Below are 23,438 nucleotides of genomic sequence, written 5' to 3'. Positions count from 1 at the left end.
TGCACAATAGACCCGACAGAGGGGACGCATGACAACCTTAAGCTGTAAAGTGACCTCGGTGGAGGCGATTACCGATACTGTGTATCGCGTTCGATTAGTGCCGGAAGCGGCGTTTGCCTTCCGGGCTGGTCAGTATCTGATGGTCGTGATGGACGAACGCGATAAGCGCCCATTCTCCATGGCTTCTACGCCGTCGGAACAGGAGTTTATCGAGCTGCATATCGGTGCATCTGAACTTAACCTGTATGCGATGGCGGTGATGGATCGTATTCTGAAAGAGCGTGAAATCGAGGTCGATATGCCGCATGGCGAAGCCTGGCTGCGCGATGATGAAGAACGCCCGCTGATTTTGATTGCCGGGGGGACGGGCTTCTCTTACGTGCGTTCGATTCTGCTCACCGCGCTGGCGCGCAATCCGAACCGCGATATCGCCATCTACTGGGGCGGACGCGAAGCGAAGCATCTCTACGATCTGGCCGAGCTGGAAGCGTTAAGCCTGCAGCATCCGGGCCTGCGCGTTGAACCCGTTGTTGAGCAGCCTGAAGCTGAGTGGCGTGGCCGTACCGGAACCGTGCTCACGGCGGTTCTGCAGGATTACGGTACGCTGGGCGAGCATGATATCTATATCGCCGGCCGTTTTGAGATGGCGAAAATTGCCCGTGACCTGTTCTGCAACGAGCGCGGCGCGCGTGAAGATCGCCTGTTTGGCGATGCCTTTGCGTTTATTTGATAGCCGCTCTGAAAGCATCCGGGCTTTTGGCCTGGGTGCTGTTTTTACCGGTCATCGCTGAAGTAAACGTACAGCGGCCGATCGTTTTCCAGCAAACAGAGCATTTTCCCTACCGGGTTCCCTTCTTTTTCCAGCGTAGCGGTGAGCTGCGTCGCGATATGCAGGCTGCCTATCTTCTCATCATAGCGTTCGGTATTAATGTCGGTGATGACCAGATGCTTTAGCCGATCGCTGCCAGGGTCCTGCGCCATTTTACTGATCCCCCTGGAAAGGCATGCCTGAGCGCTATCCTGTTCGCTGGCGAGCGCTGCGGCAGAGAACGTGGTTAGCAGAAAAATGATTGGGAGTGTTTTCATCACTCTTCATTATCCTTAATAATCATTAGGTACATGGCGATAATAACGGATCGGTAGAAATAAAAAACCCGCCCCTGACAGGCGGGAAGAACGGCAACTAAACTATTTCGGGGATTAAACTCTTCGATTAAACCCGCTCAAATACCGTCGCGATCCCCTGACCTAAACCAATACACATGGTGGCCAGGCCGAACTGCGCGTCTTTACGCTCCATCTGGTTGATCAACGTAGTGCTAATGCGCGCGCCGGAACAGCCGAGCGGATGGCCCAGGGCGATCGCGCCGCCGTTGAGGTTGATCTTCTCGTCTATCTGTTCCATCAGCCCCAGATCTTTAATGCACGGTAGGATCTGGGCGGCAAAAGCTTCGTTCATCTCGAACACATCGATATCGCTGGTGCTGAGCCCGGCCTTTTTCAGCGCCAGTTTTGACGCGGGAACCGGGCCATAGCCCATGATGGACGGATCGCAGCCGACGACAGCCATCGAGCGCACGCGAGCGCGAGGCTTCAGGCCCAGTTCGCGGGCGCGGCTTTCGCTCATTAACAACATCGCTGCGGCGCCATCGGAGAGGGCGGAAGAGGTTCCCGCCGTCACGGTGCCGGTGACCGGATCGAACGCGGGTCTCAGCGCGGCCAGCGCTTCTACCGTCGTCTCCGGGCGAATGACTTCATCGTAGCTGTAAGACTTCAGCACGCCGTCGGCGTCGTGACCGCCGGTCGGGATGATCTCCGTCTTGAATGCGCCGGACTGCGTCGCGGCCCAGGCGCGAGCGTGGGAGCGGGCGGCGAACTGGTCCTGCATTTCCCGGCTGATGCCGTGCAGACGCGCCAGCATTTCTGCCGTCAGACCCATCATTCCGGCGGCTTTGGCGACGTTACGGCTCAGTCCGGGATGGAAATCCACGCCGTGGCTCATCGGGACATGGCCCATATGCTCTACGCCGCCAATCAGGCAGACGCTGGCATCGCCGGTCATGATCATACGCGCCGCGTCGTGAAGCGCCTGCATAGAAGAACCGCACAGCCGATTAACCGTGGTGGCGGGTACCGAATGCGGGATCTCCGCCAGCAACGCCGCGTTGCGGGCAATGTTGAAGCCCTGTTCCAGGGTCTGCTGGACGCAGCCCCAGTAAATATCGTCGATCGCGCTCGCCTCAAGAGACGGATTACGCGAAAGCAGGCTACGCATCAGGTGCGCGGAGAGATCTTCCGCACGCACGTGGCGAAAGGCGCCGCCCTTCGAACGGCCCATCGGGGTACGAACTGCATCGACAATGACAACCTGTTCCATTGTGACTCCTTAAGCCGTTTTCAGGTCGCCTGGCGCACGGGCAGGCTCAACCGGGGGATAGTACGGTTCGTTATGACGCGCTTTGCTGCGCAATCCTTCCGGCACGTCGTATAGCGGGCCGAGGTGCTGGTACTGCTGCGCCATATCGAGATATTTTGCGCTACCGAGCGTATCGAGCCAGCGGAACGCGCCGCCGTGGAACGGAGGGAAGCCCAGGCCATAAACCAGCGCCATATCGGCTTCCGCCGGGCTGGCAATAATGCCCTCTTCGAGACAGCGCACCACTTCGTTGACCATCGGGATCATCATCCGGGCGATAATCTCTTCATCGCTGAAATCGCGCTTCGGCTGGCTGACTTCCGCCAGCAGGCTATCGACGACAGTATCCTCTTCCTTCTTCGGCTTACCTTTGCTGTCTTCTTTGTAGCGCCAGAAGCCAAGGCCGTTTTTCTGGCCGAAACGCTTGGCGTCGAATAGCGCATCGATCGCATCGCGATACTCTTTCTGCATTCGCTGCGGGAAGCCCGCCGCCATGACCGCCTGCGCGTGATGCGCGGTATCAATGCCCACGACGTCCAGCAGATAGGCGGGCCCCATCGGCCAGCCAAACTGTTTTTCCATCACTTTGTCGACCTTGCGGAAGTCCGCGCCATCGCGCAGCAACTGGCTGAAACCGGCGAAGTAGGGGAACAGTACGCGGTTGACGAAGAAGCCGGGGCAGTCGTTGACCACAATCGGCGTTTTGCCCATTTTGCTGGCCCAGGCGACGACTTTGGCAATGGTCTTATCCGAGGTTTTATCGCCGCGGATCACTTCAACCAGCGGCATGCGATGCACCGGGTTAAAGAAGTGCATGCCGCAGAAGTTTTCCGGGCGCTGCAGGACGCTGGCCAGCTCGCTGATAGGGATGGTCGAGGTGTTGGAGGCCAGCACGGTATCCGGGCGCACCTTCTCTTCGGTTTCCGCCAGTACCGCTTTTTTCACTTTTGGGTTCTCAACGACGGCTTCGACCACGACGTCCACGCGCTCAAAGCCGGCGTAATCCAGGGTTGGCTGAATAGTGGAAATGACGCCGGCCATCTTGAGCCCATCGATTTTGCCGCGCTCAAGCTGTTTATTCAGCAGCTTCGCCGCTTCGGTCATGCCCAGCGTCAGCGATTTGTCGTTAATATCCTTCATGACCACCGGCACGCCTTTCCAGGCCGACTGGTATGCAATACCGCCGCCCATAATCCCCGCGCCCAGCACGGCCGCGTGTTTTGGCGTGTCGACATCTTTCGTCAGCTTCTTCGCTTTCGCTTTGACGTACTGATCGTTGAGGAAGATACCGACCAGCGCGCGCGCCTCGTTGGTATGCGCCAGCGGGACGAAACTTTTGTTTTCCAGGTTCAGCGCTTCTTCGCGGCCAAAGCGGGCGGCGGCTTCAATGGTTTTAACGGCGGTAAGCGGGGCCGGGTAGTGTTTCCCGGCGGTTTGCGCCACCATGCCTTTGGCAATGGTAAAACTCATTGCGGCTTCAATTTTACTCAGGTGAAGCGGCTCCAGCTTCGGCTGGCGCTTCGCTTTCCAGTCCAGGTCGCCGTTAATGGCCTGACGCAGAATGGCTACTGCGCCATCGATCAGTTTTTCATGTTTAACCACGCCGTCGACGAGGCCGATTTTTAAGGCCTGTTCGGCGCCGACGTCTTTACCTGCGGCAATGATTTCCAGCGCGCTGTCCGCGCCAAGCATGCGCGGCATCCGCACCGAGCCGCCAAAGCCCGGCATGATGCCCAGCTTCGTTTCCGGCAGACCAATGCGCAGGTCCGGCGTCGCCAGGCGATAATCGGTCGCCAGTACGCATTCGCAGCCGCCGCCCAGCGCATAGCCGTTGACTGCGGAGATGGTCGGAACCGGCAAATCTTCCAGGCGATTAAATACGCTATTAGCGAAATGTAGCCACTGGCTGAGCTGTTCTTCGGGAACCAGGAACAGAGAAAGAAATTCGGTGATATCCGCGCCGACGATAAAAGCGGCTTTTTCGGAGCGCAGCAGCAGCCCTTTAAGATCTTTTTGTTTTTCCAGTACGTCCAGCGCTTCACCGAGGCTGGCTACGGTTGCGGTATCGAGCTTGTTGACCGAGCCGGGGGCATCGAATACCAGTTCGGCAATGCCGTCTTCCCGCCAGTCGAGGTACAGGGTGTCGCCTTTGTAGAGCATGTCAGTCTCCTGAATCCAGCAATATGATCTGGTCGTACCAGATGAGACGGAGTGTGGATTTTATGTTAAGAAATTGCAAATAAGACTTTAAATAAATGCTGGTCGGATCACACCCGGTAGAGATCACCCCGTTTGAGGTCATTGTGCTAAGATGCGAAACATCACGATCTCATAAAATCAAAGGATAAAAGATGGAATCCCTTGCCGGTCTCTATAAAAATCATATCGTTACCCTACAAGAGCGTACCCGTGATGTTCTGGCCCGCTTTAAGCTGGATGCCCTGCTGATTCACTCCGGTGAACTGTTCAACGTCTTCCTTGACGATCATCCGTATCCGTTCAAGGTCAACCCGCAGTTCAAAGCCTGGGTGCCGGTTACCCAGGTCCCTAACTGCTGGCTGCTGGTGGACGGTGTCAACAAACCGAAACTGTGGTTCTACCTGCCGGTCGACTACTGGCATAACGTGGAACCGCTGCCAACTTCGTTCTGGACCGAAGAGGTGGAAGTCATTGCCCTGCCGAAAGCGGACGGTATCGGCAGCCAGCTACCCGCCGCCCGCGGCAATATCGCGTATATCGGACCGGTACCGGAACGCGCGCTGGGGTTAGAACTCGCGGCGGATAAAATCAACCCGAAAGGGGTGATTGATTATCTGCACTACTACCGCTCTTATAAAACTGACTATGAGCTGGCCTGCATGCGCGAAGCGCAGAAGTCGGCGGTTAACGGTCATCAGGCCGCTCATGAAGCGTTCCTCTCCGGGATGAGCGAGTTTGATATTAACCAGGCCTATCTGACTGCTACCGGCCATCGCGACACCGATGTACCGTACAGCAACATTGTGGCGCTGAACGAACACGCTTCCGTTCTGCATTACACTAAGCTGGATCACCGCGCGCCGGCGGAGTTGCGCAGCTTCCTGCTGGATGCGGGCGCGGAATATAACGGCTATGCGGCGGACCTGACGCGTACCTGGGCGGCGCATGGCGATAACGACTATGCTCAGCTGGTTAAAGACGTTAATGATGAACAGCTGGCGCTGATTAGCACCATGAAGGCGGGCGTGAGCTACGTGGATTATCATGTCCAGTTCCATCAGCTTATTGCCAAACTGCTGCGCAAACATCAAATAGTCAAAGAGATGAGCGAAGAAGCGATGGTGGAAAACGACCTGACCGGACCGTTTATGCCGCACGGCATTGGCCATCCTCTGGGTCTGCAGGTTCATGATGTCGCGGGCTTTATGCAGGATGATACCGGTACCCATCTGGCCGCGCCGGCAAAATATCCCTACCTGCGCTGCACGCGCGTGCTGCAGCCGCGGATGGTATTGACGATTGAACCGGGCATCTACTTTATCGAATCGCTGCTGGCGCCGTGGCGCGAAGGGCAGTTCAGCAAACACTTCAACTGGCAGAAAATTGAAGCGCTGAAACCGTTTGGCGGTATTCGTATTGAAGACAACGTCGTGATCCACGAAAACAGTATTGAAAACATGACGCGCGATCTGAAACTGGCGTAATGGAAAGCTGGTTGATACCGGCCGCGCCGGTCACCTTTGTGGAAGAGATCAAAAAGAGCCGCTTTATCACGCTGTTGGCGCATACCGACGGCGTAGCGGCGGCAAAAGCGTTTGTCGAGTCAGTTAGGGCTGATCATCCGGATGCCCGTCACCACTGCGTGGCGTGGGTCGCCGGGCCGCCAAATGACTCGCAGCAACTGGGATTTTCCGATGATGGCGAACCGGCGGGGACGGCGGGTAAGCCGATGCTGGCGCAGCTTATGGGCAGCGGCGTCGGCGAGATAACCGCTGTCGTCGTGCGCTACTACGGTGGTATTCTGCTCGGCACCGGCGGTCTGGTCAAAGCGTACGGCGGCGGCGTGCATCAGGCGCTTGCGCAGCTCGCAACACAGCGCAAGACGCCGCTGACCGCATATACTTTGCAGTGTGAATACGGGCAGTTGGCCGGGATTGAAACGCTGTTGGCTCAATTCTCAGGGAAAATTGTCGAGAGCGAATATCAAGCGTCTGTTCAGCTGCGCGTGGCGCTTCCTCAGGCTGAAGTGGCGCTTTTTTCAGCAAAACTGGCTGATTTTAGTCGCGGTTCGTTGCAATTACTGAAGATTGACGAATAATCCCCACCTGATTTTTTTGCATATCAAAGGAAGCGCCAGAGATGCATTTTCGCGCGATAACCCGAATCGTTGGACTGCTGGTCATTTTGTTTTCGGGGACAATGATCCTCCCGGGATTAATAGCCCTGATATATCGCGATGGCGCGGGGCGGGCGTTTACACAGACCTTTTTTGTCGCCCTGGCGATCGGCTCGCTGCTGTGGTGGCCTAACCGTCGTGAGAAGGGCGAACTGAAATCCCGCGAAGGATTTCTTATCGTCGTGCTGTTCTGGACGGTGCTCGGAAGCGTCGGCTCGCTGCCCTTTATCTTCTCTGAGCAGCCTAACCTGAGCATCACGGATGCCTTCTTTGAATCTTTCTCGGGTTTGACAACGACCGGGGCAACCACGCTGGTAGGGCTTGACTCATTACCTCACGCCATTCTTTTCTATCGCCAGATGCTGCAATGGTTTGGCGGGATGGGGATCATCGTGCTGGCGGTAGCGATACTGCCGATACTGGGCGTCGGGGGGATGCAGCTGTATCGGGCGGAAATGCCCGGGCCGCTGAAAGATAATAAAATGCGGCCGCGAATCGCTGAAACGGCGAAAACGCTGTGGCTTATTTATGTCTTACTGACGGTGGCCTGCGCGCTGGCGCTGTGGTTTGCCGGTATGCCGGCGTTCGACGCCATCGGGCATAGCTTCTCGACGATTGCGATTGGCGGATTCTCCACCCATGACGCCAGCGTGGGCTACTTTAATAGCCCAACGATTAACTCCATTATTGCGATTTTCTTGCTGATATCGGGCTGTAACTACGGCCTGCACTTTTCATTACTCAGCGGGCGCAGCCTGAAAGTGTACTGGCGCGATCCCGAATTCCGCATGTTTATCGGCGTGCAGCTCACGCTGGTGGTGGTATGTACCCTAGTGTTGTGGCTGCATGATGTATACAGTTCTGCACTCATGACGGTGAACCAGGCGTTCTTCCAGGTTGTTTCGATGGCGACAACGGCAGGATTCACTACCGACAGTATCGCGCGCTGGCCGCTATTCTTGCCGGTCCTTCTGCTCTGCTCGGCTTTTATCGGCGGCTGCGCCGGGTCGACGGGCGGTGGTTTGAAGGTTATCCGTATTCTTCTGCTTTTCAAGCAGGGTAACCGTGAGCTTAAACGGCTGGTACACCCTAATGCGGTATACAGTATTAAACTGGGGAACCGTGCGTTGCCGGAACGTATCCTTGAAGCCGTTTGGGGATTTTTCTCCGCCTATGCGCTGGTGTTTATCATTAGTATGCTGGCGATTATCGCCACCGGCGTGGATGATTTCTCGGCCTTTGCTTCGGTCGTCGCGACGCTGAATAACCTTGGCCCGGGACTGGGCGTGGTGGCGGATAACTTTGCGACGATGAACCCTGTCGCAAAATGGATCTTGATTGCTAATATGCTGTTTGGTCGTCTGGAAGTGTTCACCTTGCTGGTGCTATTTACTCCGACTTTCTGGCGCGAATAACAGGAGTGCCTGTGAAAACTTTGATTCTATTTTCTACCCGCGACGGACAGACGCGTGAAATCGCCTCCTATCTGGCATCTGAATTAAAAGAGCAGGGGATTGATGCGGATACGATTGACCTCAACCGTACTAATGAGGTGGAGTGGCCTTTATACGATCGCGTCGTGATTGGCGCATCAATCCGCTATGGTCACTTTCATCCCGCGCTGGAGCGGTTTGTCAAAACGCATCTTCAGTCGCTGCAGGCGCTGCCGGGAGCATTTTTCTCGGTTAACCTCGTCGCGCGTAAGCCAGAAAAACGAACGCCGCAGACCAACAGCTACACGCGAAAGTTTCTGCTCAACTCGCCCTGGCAGCCGCAGCACTGCGCGGTATTTGCCGGAGCGCTTCGCTATCCACGCTATCGTTGGTACGATCGGTTTATGATTCGCCTTATTATGAAGATGACCGGCGGCGAAACGGATGTTAGTAAAGAAGTGGTGTATACCGACTGGCAGCAGGTGGGCAGATTTGCGCGGGAAATTGCGCAAATGACCAGCAAATAGCGCGTTAAATCACCCTGGTGATGGAAAGTTGAGCGAACGAAAAGTTTTTTGAAATTTCCCCTTGTCACTTCGGAATTACTCCCTATAATGCGCTCCCACTGACACGGAACAACGGCACGCAAGCCGCCGGGTCAGCGGGATTCAGCGATGAATACCGACAGAGAAAAGCGAAATTAAACGCTTGACTCTGAATGAGGAAAACGTATTATACGGGACCTCGCAACGGTGAGCGAAAGCCGCGTTGCACTGCTCTTTAACAATTTATCAGACAATCTGTGTGGGCACTCAAAGTGACATGGATTCTTAACGTCTTCGGACGAAAAATGAATACCAAGTCTCTGAGTGAACATACGTAATTCATTACGAAGTTTAATTCACGAGCATCAAACTTAAATTGAAGAGTTTGATCATGGCTCAGATTGAACGCTGGCGGCAGGCCTAACACATGCAAGTCGAACGGTAGCACAGAGAGCTTGCTCTCGGGTGACGAGTGGCGGACGGGTGAGTAATGTCTGGGAAACTGCCTGATGGAGGGGGATAACTACTGGAAACGGTAGCTAATACCGCATAACGTCGCAAGACCAAAGAGGGGGACCTTCGGGCCTCTTGCCATCAGATGTGCCCAGATGGGATTAGCTAGTAGGTGGGGTAACGGCTCACCTAGGCGACGATCCCTAGCTGGTCTGAGAGGATGACCAGCCACACTGGAACTGAGACACGGTCCAGACTCCTACGGGAGGCAGCAGTGGGGAATATTGCACAATGGGCGCAAGCCTGATGCAGCCATGCCGCGTGTATGAAGAAGGCCTTCGGGTTGTAAAGTACTTTCAGCGGGGAGGAAGGCGATAAGGTTAATAACCTTGTCGATTGACGTTACCCGCAGAAGAAGCACCGGCTAACTCCGTGCCAGCAGCCGCGGTAATACGGAGGGTGCAAGCGTTAATCGGAATTACTGGGCGTAAAGCGCACGCAGGCGGTCTGTCAAGTCGGATGTGAAATCCCCGGGCTCAACCTGGGAACTGCATTCGAAACTGGCAGGCTGGAGTCTTGTAGAGGGGGGTAGAATTCCAGGTGTAGCGGTGAAATGCGTAGAGATCTGGAGGAATACCGGTGGCGAAGGCGGCCCCCTGGACAAAGACTGACGCTCAGGTGCGAAAGCGTGGGGAGCAAACAGGATTAGATACCCTGGTAGTCCACGCTGTAAACGATGTCGACTTGGAGGTTGTTCCCTTGAGGAGTGGCTTCCGGAGCTAACGCGTTAAGTCGACCGCCTGGGGAGTACGGCCGCAAGGTTAAAACTCAAATGAATTGACGGGGGCCCGCACAAGCGGTGGAGCATGTGGTTTAATTCGATGCAACGCGAAGAACCTTACCTACTCTTGACATCCAGAGAACTTAGCAGAGATGCTTTGGTGCCTTCGGGAACTCTGAGACAGGTGCTGCATGGCTGTCGTCAGCTCGTGTTGTGAAATGTTGGGTTAAGTCCCGCAACGAGCGCAACCCTTATCCTTTGTTGCCAGCGGTCCGGCCGGGAACTCAAAGGAGACTGCCAGTGATAAACTGGAGGAAGGTGGGGATGACGTCAAGTCATCATGGCCCTTACGAGTAGGGCTACACACGTGCTACAATGGCATATACAAAGAGAAGCGACCTCGCGAGAGCAAGCGGACCTCATAAAGTATGTCGTAGTCCGGATTGGAGTCTGCAACTCGACTCCATGAAGTCGGAATCGCTAGTAATCGTGGATCAGAATGCCACGGTGAATACGTTCCCGGGCCTTGTACACACCGCCCGTCACACCATGGGAGTGGGTTGCAAAAGAAGTAGGTAGCTTAACCTTCGGGAGGGCGCTTACCACTTTGTGATTCATGACTGGGGTGAAGTCGTAACAAGGTAACCGTAGGGGAACCTGCGGTTGGATCACCTCCTTACCTGAAAGAACCTGCCTTTGTAGTGTCCACACAGATTGTCTGATGAAAAATAAGCAGTAAAAAATCTCTGCAGGCTTGTAGCTCAGGTGGTTAGAGCGCACCCCTGATAAGGGTGAGGTCGGTGGTTCAAGTCCACTCAGGCCTACCAAATTTCTGCTGATGCTGCGTTGCGGCGACACTCACATACTCTAAGTATGCTTCGTGTCACCACGCCTTGCTTCAACAGAAATTAAGGTTGATGAGATTTCACTACGATGGGGCTATAGCTCAGCTGGGAGAGCGCCTGCTTTGCACGCAGGAGGTCTGCGGTTCGATCCCGCATAGCTCCACCATCTTTACTGCACACCACAAGAAAACTTCAGAGTGTACCTGAAAAGGTTCACTGCGAAGTTTTGCTCTTTAAAAATCTGGATCAAGCTGAAAATTGAAACGACACACAGCTAATGTGTGTTCGAGTCTCTCAAATTTTCGCGACACGACGATGTTTTACGAAACATCTTCGGGTTGTGAGGTTAAGCGACTAAGCGTACACGGTGGATGCCCTGGCAGTCAGAGGCGATGAAGGACGTGCTAATCTGCGAAAAGCGTCGGTAAGGTGATATGAACCGTTATAGCCGGCGATGTCCGAATGGGGAAACCCAGTGCAATTCGTTGCACTATCGTTTGATGAATACATAGTCAAACGAGGCGAACCGGGGGAACTGAAACATCTAAGTACCCCGAGGAAAAGAAATCAACCGAGATTCCCCCAGTAGCGGCGAGCGAACGGGGAGCAGCCCGGAGTCTGAATCAGCTTGTGTGTTAGTGGAAGCGTCTGGAAAGTCGCAGGGTACAGGGTGATACTCCCGTACACTAAAGCACACAGGTTGTGAACTCGAAGAGTAGGGCGGGACACGTGGTATCCTGTCTGAATATGGGGGGACCATCCTCCAAGGCTAAATACTCCTGACTGACCGATAGTGAACCAGTACCGTGAGGGAAAGGCGAAAAGAACCCCGGCGAGGGGAGTGAAAAAGAACCTGAAACCGTGTACGTACAAGCAGTAGGAGCCTCTTTATGGGGTGACTGCGTACCTTTTGTATAATGGGTCAGCGACTTATATTCTGTAGCAAGGTTAACCGTATAGGGGAGCCGCAGGGAAACCGAGTCTTAACTGGGCGTTAAGTTGCAGGGTATAGACCCGAAACCCGGTGATCTAGCCATGGGCAGGTTGAAGGTTGGGTAACACTAACTGGAGGACCGAACCGACTAATGTTGAAAAATTAGCGGATGACTTGTGGCTGGGGGTGAAAGGCCAATCAAACCGGGAGATAGCTGGTTCTCCCCGAAAGCTATTTAGGTAGCGCCTCGTGAACTCATCTTCGGGGGTAGAGCACTGTTTCGGCTAGGGGGTCATCCCGACTTACCAACCCGATGCAAACTACGAATACCGAAGAATGTTATCACGGGAGACACACGGCGGGTGCTAACGTCCGTCGTGAAGAGGGAAACAACCCAGACCGCCAGCTAAGGTCCCAAAGTCATGGTTAAGTGGGAAACGATGTGGGAAGGCCCAGACAGCCAGGATGTTGGCTTAGAAGCAGCCATCATTTAAAGAAAGCGTAATAGCTCACTGGTCGAGTCGGCCTGCGCGGAAGATGTAACGGGGCTAAACCATGCACCGAAGCTGCGGCAGCGACACTATGTGTTGTTGGGTAGGGGAGCGTTCTGTAAGCCGTTGAAGGTGGCCTGTGAGGGTTGCTGGAGGTATCAGAAGTGCGAATGCTGACATAAGTAACGATAATGCGGGTGAAAAACCCGCACGCCGGAAGACCAAGGGTTCCTGTCCAACGTTAATCGGGGCAGGGTGAGTCGACCCCTAAGGCGAGGCCGAAAGGCGTAGTCGATGGGAAACAGGTTAATATTCCTGTACTCGGTGTTACTGCGAAGGGGGGACGGAGAAGGCTATGTTGGCCGGGCGACGGTTGTCCCGGTTTAAGCATGTAGGCGGATGTTCCAGGTAAATCCGGAACGTTATTAACGCTGAGGTGTGATGACGAGGCACTACGGTGCTGAAGTGACAAATGCCCTGCTTCCAGGAAAAGCCTCTAAGCATCAGGTAACATCAAATCGTACCCCAAACCGACACAGGTGGTCAGGTAGAGAATACCAAGGCGCTTGAGAGAACTCGGGTGAAGGAACTAGGCAAAATGGTGCCGTAACTTCGGGAGAAGGCACGCTGATATGTAGGTGAAGTGGTTTACCCATGGAGCTGAAATCAGTCGAAGATACCAGCTGGCTGCAACTGTTTATTAAAAACACAGCACTGTGCAAACACGAAAGTGGACGTATACGGTGTGACGCCTGCCCGGTGCCGGAAGGTTAATTGATGGGGTTATCCGTAAGGAGAAGCTCTTGATCGAAGCCCCGGTAAACGGCGGCCGTAACTATAACGGTCCTAAGGTAGCGAAATTCCTTGTCGGGTAAGTTCCGACCTGCACGAATGGCGTAATGATGGCCAGGCTGTCTCCACCCGAGACTCAGTGAAATTGAACTCGCTGTGAAGATGCAGTGTACCCGCGGCAAGACGGAAAGACCCCGTGAACCTTTACTATAGCTTGACACTGAACACTGGTCCTTGATGTGTAGGATAGGTGGGAGGCTTTGAAGCGTGGACGCCAGTCTGCGTGGAGCCATCCTTGAAATACCACCCTTTAATGGCTGGTGTTCTAACGTGGGCCCCTAATCGGGGTTGCGGACAGTGTCTGGTGGGTAGTTTGACTGGGGCGGTCTCCTCCTAAAGAGTAACGGAGGAGCACGAAGGTCAGCTAATCCTGGTCGGACATCAGGAGGTTAGTGCAATGGCATAAGCTGGCTTGACTGCGAGCGTGACGGCGCGAGCAGGTGCGAAAGCAGGTCATAGTGATCCGGTGGTTCTGAATGGAAGGGCCATCGCTCAACGGATAAAAGGTACTCCGGGGATAACAGGCTGATACCGCCCAAGAGTTCATATCGACGGCGGTGTTTGGCACCTCGATGTCGGCTCATCACATCCTGGGGCTGAAGTAGGTCCCAAGGGTATGGCTGTTCGCCATTTAAAGTGGTACGCGAGCTGGGTTTAGAACGTCGTGAGACAGTTCGGTCCCTATCTGCCGTGGGCGCTGGAGAATTGAGGGGGGCTGCTCCTAGTACGAGAGGACCGGAGTGGACGCATCACTGGTGTTCGGGTTGTCATGCCAATGGCATTGCCCGGTAGCTAAATGCGGAAGAGATAAGTGCTGAAAGCATCTAAGCACGAAACTTGCCCCGAGATGAGTTCTCCCTGACTCCTTGAGAGTCCTGAAGGAACGTTGAAGACGACGACGTTGATAGGCCGGGTGTGTAAGCGCAGCGATGCGTTGAGCTAACCGGTACTAATGAACCGTGAGGCTTAACCTTACAACGCCGAAGATGTTTTGGCGGATTGAGAGAAGATTTTCAGCCTGATACAGATTAAACAGAATTTGCCTGGCGGCACTAGCGCGGTGGTCCCACCTGACCCCATGCCGAACTCAGAAGTGAAACGCCGTAGTGCCGATGGTAGTGTGGGGTCTCCCCATGTGAGAGTAGGGAACTGCCAGGCATCAATTAAGTGAAGAGCCCATCCTGACGGATGGGCTTTTTGCGTTTTTGTGGTCTGCGAATGACTGGACTTTGGTAACGTCATGGTTCCTGGTCCCCCTGACATTCAGGCAAGCCTTCCCTCGCTATATACGGTAAACTAATGCAGATTTTGCATCTGGAAGCCATTATGAGCCACTCACTTAAGCCCTGGAATACCTTCGGTATTGACCGTTCTGCCAAAACGATTGTTCGCGCCGAAACTGAAAAACAGCTACTGGATGCCTGGCAAAATGCCGCTGCACAGCGCCAGCCAATCCTGATCCTTGGTGAAGGAAGCAATGTTCTGTTCCTGAAGGATTATGCCGGTACGGTGATTATTAACCGTATTATGGGAATCGAAGTGAGTGAAACACCAGACGCGTGGCATTTGCATGTTGGCGCAGGAGAGAACTGGCATCAGCTAGTGCAGTTTGCGTTGAATAACGGCATGCCTGGCCTGGAAAATCTTGCCCTGATTCCTGGCTGCACCGGCTCCTCGCCGATTCAAAATATTGGTGCTTACGGCGTTGAATTACAAAAGGTTTGCCAGCACGTCGATTGCGTTGAGTTAGCGACTGGTGAGAAACTGCGCCTTTCCGCCGCGGAATGTCGTTTTGGCTACCGGGACAGTATTTTTAAGCATGAATATCAAGATCGCTACGCGATTGTGGCCGTTGGTTTGATGTTACCAAAAGAGTGGCAACCCGTTTTGACCTACGGCGATTTAACCCGGCTTGATCCGCAAACCGTTACCCCTCGGCAGGTGTTTGATGCCGTATGTCATATGCGCATGACCAAACTTCCCGATCCCAAAGTGAATGGAAATGCGGGGAGCTTCTTTAAGAATCCGGTCGTTAGCGCAGACAAGGCTCAAGCACTGCTGGCTGCCTATCCGAACATCCCCCACTATCCTCAGCCTGATGGCAGCATGAAGCTAGCCGCCGGCTGGCTTATCGATCAATGCCAGCTTAAAGGCAAAGTCATGGGCGGCGCAGCGGTACATAGCCAGCAGGCATTGGTATTAATCAATCATAATCAGGCAACCAGTGAAGATGTGGTTGAATTGGCTCACTACGTACGTCAACAGGTTGGTGAGAAGTTTGATATTTGGCTACAGCCGGAGGTGCGCTTTATTGGCGAAACGGGTGAAGTCAATGCCGAGGAGACTATTGCATGAAAGACTACACCGTTCCTTTGACGCTGATATCGATACTGGCTGATGCTGAATTTCACTCAGGTGAACAGCTTGGCGAGCGTTTAGGAATGAGCCGGGCAGCGATCAACAAGCATATTCAAACGTTGCGTGATTGGGGAGTCGACGTGTTCACCGTTCCGGGCAAAGGCTACAGTCTCCCTGAGCCTATCCAGCTACTGGACGAAGAGCAGATCGCCAGGCAGATTGAGCATGGTCGGGTAACCGTACTACCGGTGATAGATTCCACGAACCAGTATCTTCTGGACCGGCTCAGCGAACTGCAATCTGGTGATGCCTGCGTGGCTGAGTATCAGCAGGCTGGCCGCGGCCGCCGCGGGCGCAAGTGGTTCTCGCCGTTTGGGTCTAATCTTTACCTTTCAATGTACTGGCGACTGGAGCAGGGGCCTGCTGCGGCTATAGGTTTGAGTCTGGTCATCGGGATCGTCATTGCCGAGGTGCTGCAGAGCCTGGGGGCGGATAAAGTACGGGTGAAATGGCCGAACGACCTCTATTTGCAGGACCGCAAACTGTCCGGGATCCTGGTGGAACTGACGGGGAAAACCGGCGATGCGGCACAGATAGTCAGCGGCGCGGGGATTAATCTCATGATGCGCCGCGTGGAGTCTGATGTTGTCAATCAGGGCTGGATCAGCCTGCAGGAGGCCGGGATCTCTATCGATCGTAATCAGTTAGCCGCTTGTCTGATTAAAGAGCTGCGGGCAGGTTTTAAACTTTTTGAGAATGAGGGTCTGGCGCCCTATCTGGGCCGCTGGGAAAAGCTCGATAACTTTATTAACCGTCCGGTTAAACTTATTATTGGCGATAAAGAGATCTTTGGTATTTCTCGAGGTATTGATGCTCAAGGCGCATTATTACTGGAACAAGAAGGGGTGATAAAACCCTGGATTGGCGGTGAGATCTCATTGCGAGGCGCTGAATGAAAAAGAGGAGCCAGCGCTCCCCTTTTTATTTCCTTAACCGCACCTGATTGACTGAGTGGTTTGCGCTTTTTGTCATGATAAGGCTGGCTCGCTCACGCGTTGGTAAAATATTCTCTTTTAAATTCAAAAGATTAATCTCATTCCATAGCGATGTGGCAATATTAATAGCTTCGTCTTTAGACAACTGAGCATAGTTATGGAAATAAGAGTCCGGGTCGGTAAACGCCCCTTCGCGGAATTTCAGAAAACGATTGATATACCAGGTTTTGAGCAACTCTTCTGGCGCATCCACATAAATTGAAAAATCAACGAAGTCGGAAACAAATACATGATGCGGATCGTGAGGGTAATCCATTCCACTCTGCAAAACATTTAATCCCTCAAGAATTAATATATCAGGCTGAGTGACCGTCTTATCCCCATCCGGAATCACGTCATAAATGAGATGTGAATAGACCGGGGCCGTAGCGTCAGGTACACCGGATTTCAGGTCGGAGACGAATTTAACCAGGCGATGCATATCGTAAGACTGCGGGAAGCCTTTCTTCTTCATCAGTCCACGTTCTTTCAATACTGCGTTAGGGTGCAGAAAACCATCTGTCGTAATCAATTCTACATGTCGATGCTCAGGCCAGCGGCTAAGTAACGCCTGTAGTACGCGCGCGGTGGTGCTCTTCCCGACCGCCACGCTACCCGCAATGCTGATGATATAAGGAATACGCTGGCCGTTGGTGCCAAGGAATTGCTCCAGTACAGCCTGCCGGCGCAAATTAGAGCTGATATAGAAATTGAGTAAACGCGACAGCGGCAAATAAATCTCTGCAACTTCTTCCAGGGAAAGATCTTCGTTGATGCCTTTTAACCGCGTGATTTCTTCTTCTGTTAGCGTCATCGGAACGGAATCACGCAGTGCAGCCCATTGGTCGCGGTTAAATTGTAGATACGGTGTCATTAACGTTTGCTCTTTTAGGCTCATAAGCATGCTCTTGCAACCGCCGAATTACATGAAGGCGGGGTGCTTCACACTAGTTAATCAGGACAATGGGCAGGAGGGTAACACCAGATTGCGCGGAATAATAAGAAAAAAACTCATTGAATGATGCTTTCTAAAGGTAGCATCACAGAGATGAATGGTTTGGTAAGGGGATATAAAGTCCTCGGTAGAAGCCAGTGAGTTTTCATTGCATCTTATGGAGAGGCTGTGAGGAATCGATGCCGCTTTCGCGGTTTGGATATGCCTTTTGCCCTCCTCATTAACCGTATTTGTGAAGAAGGTTGGCGTATTTTTGTCCTGCCCTGTTTGAAATTACACCGTTTTTTCTCGTTTGAGCACAAAATGTGAGCAATAGAACATTTTCTGCAATTTTTTAGTTGCATGAACTCGCAGGTCTCCCTAGAATGCGCGCTACTTGATGCCGACTTAGCTCAGTAGGTAGAGCAACTGACTTGTAATCAGTAGGTCACCAGTTCGATTCCGGTAGTCGGCACCATCAAGTGCCTGGTGGGGTTCCCGAGCGGCCAAAGGGAGCAGACTGTAAATCTGCCGTCATCGACTTCGAAGGTTCGAATCCTTCCCCCACCACCATCTTTCGGCAACGCTTTGCGGAGCCAGGGTTGATTGGTTAAACTGGTCAGCTCAAACAGAAAAAGAGACGCTTCTCTTTTTTTTGTTATAGAAAGAACTGGGTAGCCGAGTTTCAGGATGCGGGCATCGTATAATGGCTATTACCTCAGCCTTCCAAGCTGATGATGCGGGTTCGATTCCCGCTGCCCGCTCCAAACGTGCTGATATGGCTCAGTTGGTAGAGCGCACCCTTGGTAAGGGTGAGGTCCCCAGTTCGACTCTGGGTATCAGCACCACTTCTTTATCTCTCCTCCCCTGTTTCTCTCTAGTTTATTGCATTCAACAAGTCGGGCATGTTGCCCGGTTGATGTGGTGATATCACCGATTTATCCGTGTCTTAGAGGGACAATCGATGTCTAAAGAAAAGTTTGAACGTACAAAACCGCACGTTAACGTCGGTACTATCGGCCACGTTGACCATGGTAAAACAACGCTGACCGCTGCAATCACTACCGTTCTGGCTAAAACCTACGGTGGTTCTGCTCGCGCATTCGATCAGATCGATAACGCGCCGGAAGAAAAAGCTCGTGGTATCACCATCAACACGTCTCACGTTGAATATGACACCCCGACTCGCCACTACGCGCACGTAGACTGCCCGGGCCACGCCGACTATGTTAAAAACATGATCACCGGTGCTGCGCAGATGGACGGCGCGATCCTGGTTGTTGCTGCGACTGACGGCCCGATGCCGCAGACTCGTGAGCACATCCTGCTGGGTCGTCAGGTAGGCGTTCCGTACATCATCGTGTTCCTGAACAAATGCGACATGGTTGATGACGAAGAGCTGCTGGAACTGGTTGAAATGGAAGTTCGTGAACTTCTGTCTCAGTACGATTTCCCGGGCGACGACACCCCGATCGTTCGTGGTTCCGCTCTGAAAGCGCTGGAAGGCGACGCAGACTGGGAAGCGAAAATCATCGAACTGGCTGGCTACCTGGATTCTTACATCCCGGAACCAGAGCGTGCGATTGACAAGCCGTTCCTGCTGCCGATCGAAGACGTATTCTCCATCTCCGGTCGTGGTACCGTTGTTACCGGTCGTGTAGAGCGCGGTATCATCAAAGTTGGCGAAGAAGTTGAAATCGTTGGTATCAAAGAGACTGCGAAGTCTACCTGTACTGGCGTTGAAATGTTCCGCAAACTGCTGGACGAAGGCCGTGCTGGTGAGAACGTTGGTGTTCTGCTGCGTGGTATCAAACGTGAAGAAATCGAACGTGGTCAGGTACTGGCTAAGCCGGGTTCCATCAAGCCGCACACCAAGTTCGAATCTGAAGTGTACATTCTGTCCAAAGACGAAGGCGGCCGTCATACTCCGTTCTTCAAAGGCTACCGTCCGCAGTTCTACTTCCGTACAACTGACGTGACTGGCACCATCGAACTGCCGGAAGGCGTAGAGATGGTCATGCCGGGCGACAACATCAAAATGGTTGTTACCCTGATCCACCCGATCGCGATGGACGACGGCCTGCGTTTCGCAATCCGTGAAGGTGGCCGTACCGTTGGCGCGGGCGTGGTTGCTAAAGTTCTCGGCTAATTGCTGATAACATTTGACGCAATGCGCAATAAAAGGGCATCATTTGATGCCCTTTTTGCACGCTTTCACACCAGAACCTGGCTCATCAGTGATTTTTTGGGTCATAATCATTGCTGAGACAGGCTCTGAAGAGGGCGTTAAGTCCGAAACGCAGCAGAGCATTTCGGTTTGGTCGCCTCGCATCTCATGCGGGGTGAAGTTATTTGTCTGAATTCTTGTGACAGGTTGGTTTATGAGTGCGAATACCGAAGCTCAAGGGAGCGGGCGCGGCCTCGAAGCGATGAAGTGGACAATCGTAGTCGTGCTGCTGGTCGTGGCCATCGTCGGCAACTTCCTTTATCGTGACATTATGCTGGCAGTGCGTGCGCTGGCTGTAGTGATTCTGATCGCTGCAGCGGGCGGTGTCGCGCTGTTAACGACAAAAGGTAAGGCGACAGTCGCCTTCGCTCGTGAAGCGAGAACCGAAGTCCGCAAGGTGATCTGGCCGACTCGCCAGGAAACGTTGCATACCACGCTGATTGTTGCCGCAGTGACAGCCGTAATGTCACTGATCCTGTGGGGACTGGATGGTATTCTGGTTCGCCTGGTATCCTTTATCACTGGCCTGAGGTTCTGAGATGTCTGAAGCTCCTAAAAAACGCTGGTACGTCGTTCAGGCGTTTTCCGGTTTTGAAGGTCGCGTAGCTACCTCGTTGCGTGAACATATCAAATTACACAATATGGAAGAGCTGTTTGGCGAAGTCATGGTGCCGACCGAAGAAGTGGTCGAAATCCGCGGCGGCCAGCGTCGTAAAAGCGAACGCAAATTCTTCCCGGGCTACGTGCTGGTCCAGATGGTGATGAACGACGCGAGCTGGCACCTGGTGCGCAGCGTACCGCGCGTGATGGGTTTCATCGGCGGTACGTCTGACCGTCCGGCACCGATCAGTGACAAAGAAGTCGACGCGATCATGAACCGCCTGCAGCAGGTTGGCGATAAGCCGCGGCCGAAAACGCTGTTTGAGCCGGGTGAAATGGTTCGCGTTAGCGACGGTCCATTTGCCGACTTTAACGGTGTGGTTGAAGAAGTGGACTACGAGAAGTCTCGTCTGAAAGTGTCCGTTTCTATCTTCGGTCGTGCGACGCCGGTTGAACTGGACTTCGCTCAGGTAGAAAAAGCCTAACAGCCGATCAAAAAAGCAACGTTTTAATCGTTGCATGAGGCGCGGAATTGACATACAATTTCGCGCCTTTTGTTTTTATGGGTCTGATTCCCATAAAGCGATATTTATCACGGGGAGCCTTTTCAGGCGCTACACCCAAACGAGGAAATTTACATGGCTAAGAAAGTACAAGCCTATGTCAAGCTGCAGGTTGCAGCTGGTATGGCAAACCCGAGTCCGCCGGTTGGTCCAGCACTGGGTCAGCAGGGTGTGAACATCATGGAATTCTGCAAAGCGTTCAACGCAAAAACTGAATCCCTGGAAAAAGGTCTGCCGATCCCGGTTGTTATTACCGTTTACGCTGACCGTTCTTTCACCTTCGTTACCAAAACTCCGCCGGCAGCAGTTCTGCTGAAAAAAGCGGCTGGTATCAAGTCTGGTTCCGGTAAACCGAACAAAGACAAAGTAGGTAAAATTTCCCGCGCTCAGCTGCAGGAAATCGCGCAGACCAAAGCTGCCGACATGACTGGTTCCGACATTGAAGCGATGACTCGCTCCATTGAAGGTACTGCACGTTCCATGGGCCTGGTAGTGGAGGACTAAGAAATGGCTAAACTGACCAAGCGCATGTCCGTGATTCGTGACAAAGTTGATGCGACCAAACAGTACGACATCAACGAAGCCATCTCTCTGCTGAAAGAACTGGCTACTGCTAAGTTCGTTGAAAGCGTTGATGTTGCCGTTAACCTCGGTATCGACGCTCGTAAATCTGACCAGAACGTCCGTGGCGCGACCGTACTGCCGCACGGTACTGGCCGTTCAGTTCGCGTAGCCGTATTTGCCCAGGGCCCGAACGCTGAAGCAGCTAAAGCTGCTGGCGCAGAGCTGGTAGGTATGGAAGATCTGGCTGACCAGATCAAAAAAGGCGAAATGAACTTTGACGTTGTTATTGCCTCCCCGGATGCAATGCGCGTTGTTGGCCAGCTGGGCCAGGTTCTGGGTCCGCGCGGCCTGATGCCAAACCCGAAAGTGGGTACCGTAACGCCGAACGTTGCTGAAGCGGTTAAGAACGCTAAAGCAGGTCAGGTTCGTTACCGTAACGACAAAAACGGCATCATCCACACCACCATCGGTAAAGTGGATTTTGACGCTGATAAACTGAAAGAAAACCTGGAAGCTCTGCTGGTTGCGCTGAAAAAAGCGAAACCGACTCAGGCTAAAGGCGTGTACATCAAGAAAATCAGCATCTCCACCACCATGGGTGCTGGCGTTGCCGTTGATCAGGCTGGTCTGAGCGCTTCTGCGAACTAAGATTAGCTTTACGTGGGCGGTGAATTTGTCTACAATCTTACCCCCACGTTTGTTAACGAAAGTTAGCAGATAAAAAGATTTGTTCGTTGGAGCCTGGCCTATCCAGGCCTCCGTCGAAGACCGCAGGTGTTTCGCAAGAGACTTAATGCCCTGCGTAGACGGTGACAGAACGCTAAGATTATTTTTGGATACTCTGGCTTGTTTCTGCTCACCGTATTAAGACGCTCTTCTCTTTGAGTCGAGTGAAGTGAGTTCCAGAGCATGAGCTCTGGCAAACATCCAGGAGCAAAGCTAATGGCTTTAAATCTTCAAGACAAACAAGCGATTGTTGCTGAAGTCAGCGAAGTAGCCAAAGGCGCGCTGTCTGCAGTAGTTGCGGATTCCCGTGGCGTGACTGTAGACAAAATGACTGAACTGCGTAAAGCAGGTCGTGAAGCTGGCGTATACATGCGTGTTGTTCGTAACACCCTGCTGCGCCGCGTCGTTGAAGGTACTCCTTTCGAGTGCCTGAAAGACACGTTTGTTGGTCCGACCCTGATTGCATACTCTATGGAACACCCGGGCGCTGCCGCTCGTCTGTTCAAAGAGTTCGCGAAAGCGAATGCAAAATTTGAGGTCAAAGCCGCAGCCTTTGAAGGTGAGCTGATCCCGGCGTCGCAAATCGACCGCCTGGCAACTCTGCCGACCTACGAAGAAGCAATTGCACGCCTGATGGCAACCATGAAAGAAGCTTCGGCTGGCAAACTGGTTCGCACTCTGGCTGCTGTACGCGATGCGAAAGAAGCTGCTTAATCGCAGTTGTCTTTGTAAAGCATTCGCTTACGTATAAACTTATTCTGATATTCAGGAACAATTTAAATGTCTATCACTAAAGATCAAATCATTGAAGCAGTATCCGCTATGTCCGTAATGGACGTTGTTGAGCTGATCTCTGCAATGGAAGAAAAATTCGGTGTTTCCGCTGCTGCTGCTGTAGCTGTAGCTGCTGGCCCGGTTGAAGCTGCTGAAGAAAAAACTGAATTCGACGTAATTCTGAAAGGTATCGGCGCTAACAAAGTTGCCGTTATCAAAGCAGTACGTGGCGCAACTGGCCTGGGTCTGAAAGAAGCTAAAGACCTGGTAGAATCTGCTCCGGCCGCTCTGAAAGAAGGCGTGAGCAAAGATGACGCTGAAGCACTGAAAAAATCTCTGGAAGAAGCTGGCGCTGAAGTTGAAGTTAAATAAGCCAACCTTTCCGGTTGCAGCCTGAGAAATCAGGCTGATGGCTGGTGACTTTTTAGTCACCAGCCTTTTTGCGCTGTAAGGCGCCAGTAGAATTTCACACTGTTTGACTGCTGGTTGTCCTGACAATGCTTGTTTCTATAGACGACTTAATATACTGCGAC

The 23,438-nt window shown here is 53.1% G+C and carries 18 protein-coding genes, 6 tRNA genes and 3 rRNA genes; 23 read left to right on the top strand and 4 right to left on the bottom strand.

Features of this window, described 5'->3' with window-relative positions:
* The first annotated feature begins 28 nt into the window (after positions 1-28).
* Complete coding sequence (fre, locus tag GUC22_RS25865; RefSeq protein WP_004870462.1) at positions 29-730, top strand: NAD(P)H-flavin reductase; 702 nt, start codon at positions 29-31, stop codon at positions 728-730.
* Between the two features lie 44 nt (positions 731-774).
* On the opposite strand, the gene GUC22_RS25860 is transcribed toward fre, so the two are convergent.
* From GUC22_RS25860 to fadB, 3 genes are all read right to left on the bottom strand, one after another.
* Positions 775-1,086: a hypothetical protein gene (locus GUC22_RS25860; RefSeq protein ID WP_160183856.1), complete on the bottom strand. Its 312-nt coding sequence runs from the start codon at positions 1,084-1,086 to the stop codon at positions 775-777.
* A gap of 127 nt (positions 1,087-1,213) precedes the next feature.
* The gene (gene fadA / locus GUC22_RS25855; protein WP_064411698.1) at positions 1,214-2,377 is read right to left on the bottom strand and encodes an acetyl-CoA C-acyltransferase FadA; all 1,164 of its coding nucleotides are present in this window, start codon (positions 2,375-2,377) and stop codon (positions 1,214-1,216) included.
* Between the two features lie 9 nt (positions 2,378-2,386).
* Positions 2,387-4,576 (bottom strand): fatty acid oxidation complex subunit alpha FadB, encoded by a 2,190-nt coding sequence (fadB, locus tag GUC22_RS25850; protein ID WP_049131289.1) that lies wholly within the window; start codon positions 4,574-4,576, stop codon positions 2,387-2,389.
* Between the two features lie 191 nt (positions 4,577-4,767).
* Here fadB and pepQ point away from each other — a divergent pair, with 191 nt between their 5' ends.
* The 11 genes from pepQ (at position 4,768) to birA (ending at position 16,439) form a co-directional block, all read left to right on the top strand.
* The gene (pepQ, locus tag GUC22_RS25845; RefSeq protein WP_160183855.1) at positions 4,768-6,099 is read left to right on the top strand and encodes a Xaa-Pro dipeptidase; all 1,332 of its coding nucleotides are present in this window, start codon (positions 4,768-4,770) and stop codon (positions 6,097-6,099) included.
* Positions 6,099-6,713, top strand: a complete 615-nt coding sequence (locus GUC22_RS25840) for an IMPACT family protein (RefSeq protein WP_024360606.1) — start codon at positions 6,099-6,101, stop codon at positions 6,711-6,713. Before pepQ ends, GUC22_RS25840 begins: the two co-directional genes overlap by 1 nt.
* 41 nt (positions 6,714-6,754) lie before the next feature.
* Complete coding sequence (gene trkH, locus GUC22_RS25835; RefSeq protein WP_004097624.1) at positions 6,755-8,206, top strand: Trk system potassium transporter TrkH; 1,452 nt, start codon at positions 6,755-6,757, stop codon at positions 8,204-8,206.
* Positions 8,207-8,217: 11 nt separating this feature from the next.
* Positions 8,218-8,751 (top strand): menaquinone-dependent protoporphyrinogen IX dehydrogenase, encoded by a 534-nt coding sequence (gene hemG, locus GUC22_RS25830; RefSeq protein WP_004870475.1) that lies wholly within the window; start codon positions 8,218-8,220, stop codon positions 8,749-8,751.
* Between the two features lie 391 nt (positions 8,752-9,142).
* Positions 9,143-10,682: ribosomal RNA gene (locus GUC22_RS25825) — 16S ribosomal RNA — on the top strand.
* Between the two features lie 71 nt (positions 10,683-10,753).
* Positions 10,754-10,830, top strand: a tRNA-Ile gene (locus tag GUC22_RS25820).
* A 108-nt stretch (positions 10,831-10,938) separates the two neighbouring features.
* Positions 10,939-11,014: transfer RNA gene (locus GUC22_RS25815), tRNA-Ala, on the top strand.
* A gap of 178 nt (positions 11,015-11,192) precedes the next feature.
* Positions 11,193-14,099: ribosomal RNA gene (locus tag GUC22_RS25810) — 23S ribosomal RNA — on the top strand.
* A gap of 68 nt (positions 14,100-14,167) precedes the next feature.
* Positions 14,168-14,283: ribosomal RNA gene (rrf, locus tag GUC22_RS25805) — 5S ribosomal RNA — on the top strand.
* Together the 16S, 23S and 5S rRNA genes with 2 tRNA genes alongside form the textbook arrangement of a ribosomal RNA operon.
* Positions 14,284-14,451: 168 nt before the next feature.
* A complete protein-coding gene (gene murB / locus GUC22_RS25800) occupies positions 14,452-15,480 on the top strand; it encodes a UDP-N-acetylmuramate dehydrogenase (protein WP_160183898.1) in 1,029 nt (342 codons plus the stop codon).
* A complete protein-coding gene (gene birA, locus GUC22_RS25795) occupies positions 15,477-16,439 on the top strand; it encodes a bifunctional biotin--[acetyl-CoA-carboxylase] ligase/biotin operon repressor BirA (RefSeq protein ID WP_004127571.1) in 963 nt (320 codons plus the stop codon). Before murB ends, birA begins: the two co-directional genes overlap by 4 nt.
* Positions 16,440-16,464: 25 nt before the next feature.
* On the opposite strand, the gene coaA is transcribed toward birA, so the two are convergent.
* Positions 16,465-17,415 carry a type I pantothenate kinase gene (coaA, locus tag GUC22_RS25790; protein WP_004127574.1) on the bottom strand — a complete coding sequence of 317 codons (951 nt, stop codon included), beginning with the start codon at positions 17,413-17,415 and terminating at the stop codon, positions 16,465-16,467.
* 438 nt (positions 17,416-17,853) lie between these two features.
* Between coaA and GUC22_RS25785 the strand changes: the two genes are divergently transcribed.
* From GUC22_RS25785 to rplL, 11 genes are all read left to right on the top strand, one after another.
* Positions 17,854-17,929: transfer RNA gene (locus GUC22_RS25785), tRNA-Thr, on the top strand.
* A 10-nt stretch (positions 17,930-17,939) separates the two neighbouring features.
* Positions 17,940-18,024, top strand: a tRNA-Tyr gene (locus tag GUC22_RS25780).
* 119 nt (positions 18,025-18,143) lie between these two features.
* Positions 18,144-18,218 (top strand) — tRNA-Gly (locus GUC22_RS25775).
* Positions 18,219-18,223: 5 nt separating this feature from the next.
* Positions 18,224-18,299: transfer RNA gene (locus GUC22_RS25770), tRNA-Thr, on the top strand.
* Positions 18,300-18,415: 116 nt separating this feature from the next.
* Complete coding sequence (tuf, locus tag GUC22_RS25765; protein WP_004097636.1) at positions 18,416-19,600, top strand: elongation factor Tu; 1,185 nt, start codon at positions 18,416-18,418, stop codon at positions 19,598-19,600.
* A gap of 232 nt (positions 19,601-19,832) precedes the next feature.
* Complete coding sequence (secE, locus tag GUC22_RS25760) at positions 19,833-20,216, top strand: preprotein translocase subunit SecE (RefSeq protein WP_004097638.1); 384 nt, start codon at positions 19,833-19,835, stop codon at positions 20,214-20,216.
* Position 20,217: 1 nt separating this feature from the next.
* Complete coding sequence (gene nusG / locus GUC22_RS25755; RefSeq protein WP_002438628.1) at positions 20,218-20,763, top strand: transcription termination/antitermination protein NusG; 546 nt, start codon at positions 20,218-20,220, stop codon at positions 20,761-20,763.
* Positions 20,764-20,916: 153 nt separating this feature from the next.
* Positions 20,917-21,345: a 50S ribosomal protein L11 gene (gene rplK / locus GUC22_RS25750; RefSeq protein WP_004097640.1), complete on the top strand. Its 429-nt coding sequence runs from the start codon at positions 20,917-20,919 to the stop codon at positions 21,343-21,345.
* Positions 21,346-21,348: 3 nt separating this feature from the next.
* Positions 21,349-22,053 carry a 50S ribosomal protein L1 gene (gene rplA, locus GUC22_RS25745; RefSeq protein WP_004097642.1) on the top strand — a complete coding sequence of 235 codons (705 nt, stop codon included), beginning with the start codon at positions 21,349-21,351 and terminating at the stop codon, positions 22,051-22,053.
* A 294-nt stretch (positions 22,054-22,347) separates the two neighbouring features.
* Positions 22,348-22,845: a 50S ribosomal protein L10 gene (gene rplJ / locus GUC22_RS25740; protein WP_004097644.1), complete on the top strand. Its 498-nt coding sequence runs from the start codon at positions 22,348-22,350 to the stop codon at positions 22,843-22,845.
* 66 nt (positions 22,846-22,911) lie between these two features.
* Positions 22,912-23,277 carry a 50S ribosomal protein L7/L12 gene (gene rplL / locus GUC22_RS25735; RefSeq protein ID WP_004097645.1) on the top strand — a complete coding sequence of 122 codons (366 nt, stop codon included), beginning with the start codon at positions 22,912-22,914 and terminating at the stop codon, positions 23,275-23,277.
* Positions 23,278-23,438 lie beyond the last annotated feature (161 nt).

The sequence above is a fragment of the Klebsiella sp. MPUS7 genome, assembly GCF_009905335.1.
In the GTDB taxonomy this organism is placed as follows: Bacteria; Pseudomonadota; Gammaproteobacteria; order Enterobacterales; family Enterobacteriaceae; genus Klebsiella; species Klebsiella grimontii.
The sequence above is the reverse complement of the archived record's forward strand: the minus strand, read 5'-3'. Positions and strand labels throughout refer to the sequence as shown.

Bases quoted from the DNA above. Each gene is read 5' to 3' on its own strand.
- fre (WP_004870462.1), top strand. From the start codon at position 29: ATGACAACCTTAAGCTGTAAAGTGACCTCGGTGGAGGCGATTACCGAT.
- GUC22_RS25860 (WP_160183856.1), bottom strand. From the start codon at position 1,086: ATGAAAACACTCCCAATCATTTTTCTGCTAACCACGTTCTCTGCCGCA.
- fadA (WP_064411698.1), bottom strand. From the start codon at position 2,377: ATGGAACAGGTTGTCATTGTCGATGCAGTTCGTACCCCGATGGGCCGT.
- fadB (WP_049131289.1), bottom strand. From the start codon at position 4,576: ATGCTCTACAAAGGCGACACCCTGTACCTCGACTGGCGGGAAGACGGC.
- pepQ (WP_160183855.1), top strand. From the start codon at position 4,768: ATGGAATCCCTTGCCGGTCTCTATAAAAATCATATCGTTACCCTACAA.
- GUC22_RS25840 (WP_024360606.1), top strand. From the start codon at position 6,099: ATGGAAAGCTGGTTGATACCGGCCGCGCCGGTCACCTTTGTGGAAGAG.
- trkH (WP_004097624.1), top strand. From the start codon at position 6,755: ATGCATTTTCGCGCGATAACCCGAATCGTTGGACTGCTGGTCATTTTG.
- murB (WP_160183898.1), top strand. From the start codon at position 14,452: ATGAGCCACTCACTTAAGCCCTGGAATACCTTCGGTATTGACCGTTCT.
- birA (WP_004127571.1), top strand. From the start codon at position 15,477: ATGAAAGACTACACCGTTCCTTTGACGCTGATATCGATACTGGCTGAT.
- coaA (WP_004127574.1), bottom strand. From the start codon at position 17,415: ATGAGCCTAAAAGAGCAAACGTTAATGACACCGTATCTACAATTTAAC.
- tuf (WP_004097636.1), top strand. From the start codon at position 18,416: ATGTCTAAAGAAAAGTTTGAACGTACAAAACCGCACGTTAACGTCGGT.
- secE (WP_004097638.1), top strand. From the start codon at position 19,833: ATGAGTGCGAATACCGAAGCTCAAGGGAGCGGGCGCGGCCTCGAAGCG.
- nusG (WP_002438628.1), top strand. From the start codon at position 20,218: ATGTCTGAAGCTCCTAAAAAACGCTGGTACGTCGTTCAGGCGTTTTCC.
- rplK (WP_004097640.1), top strand. From the start codon at position 20,917: ATGGCTAAGAAAGTACAAGCCTATGTCAAGCTGCAGGTTGCAGCTGGT.
- rplA (WP_004097642.1), top strand. From the start codon at position 21,349: ATGGCTAAACTGACCAAGCGCATGTCCGTGATTCGTGACAAAGTTGAT.
- rplJ (WP_004097644.1), top strand. From the start codon at position 22,348: ATGGCTTTAAATCTTCAAGACAAACAAGCGATTGTTGCTGAAGTCAGC.
- rplL (WP_004097645.1), top strand. From the start codon at position 22,912: ATGTCTATCACTAAAGATCAAATCATTGAAGCAGTATCCGCTATGTCC.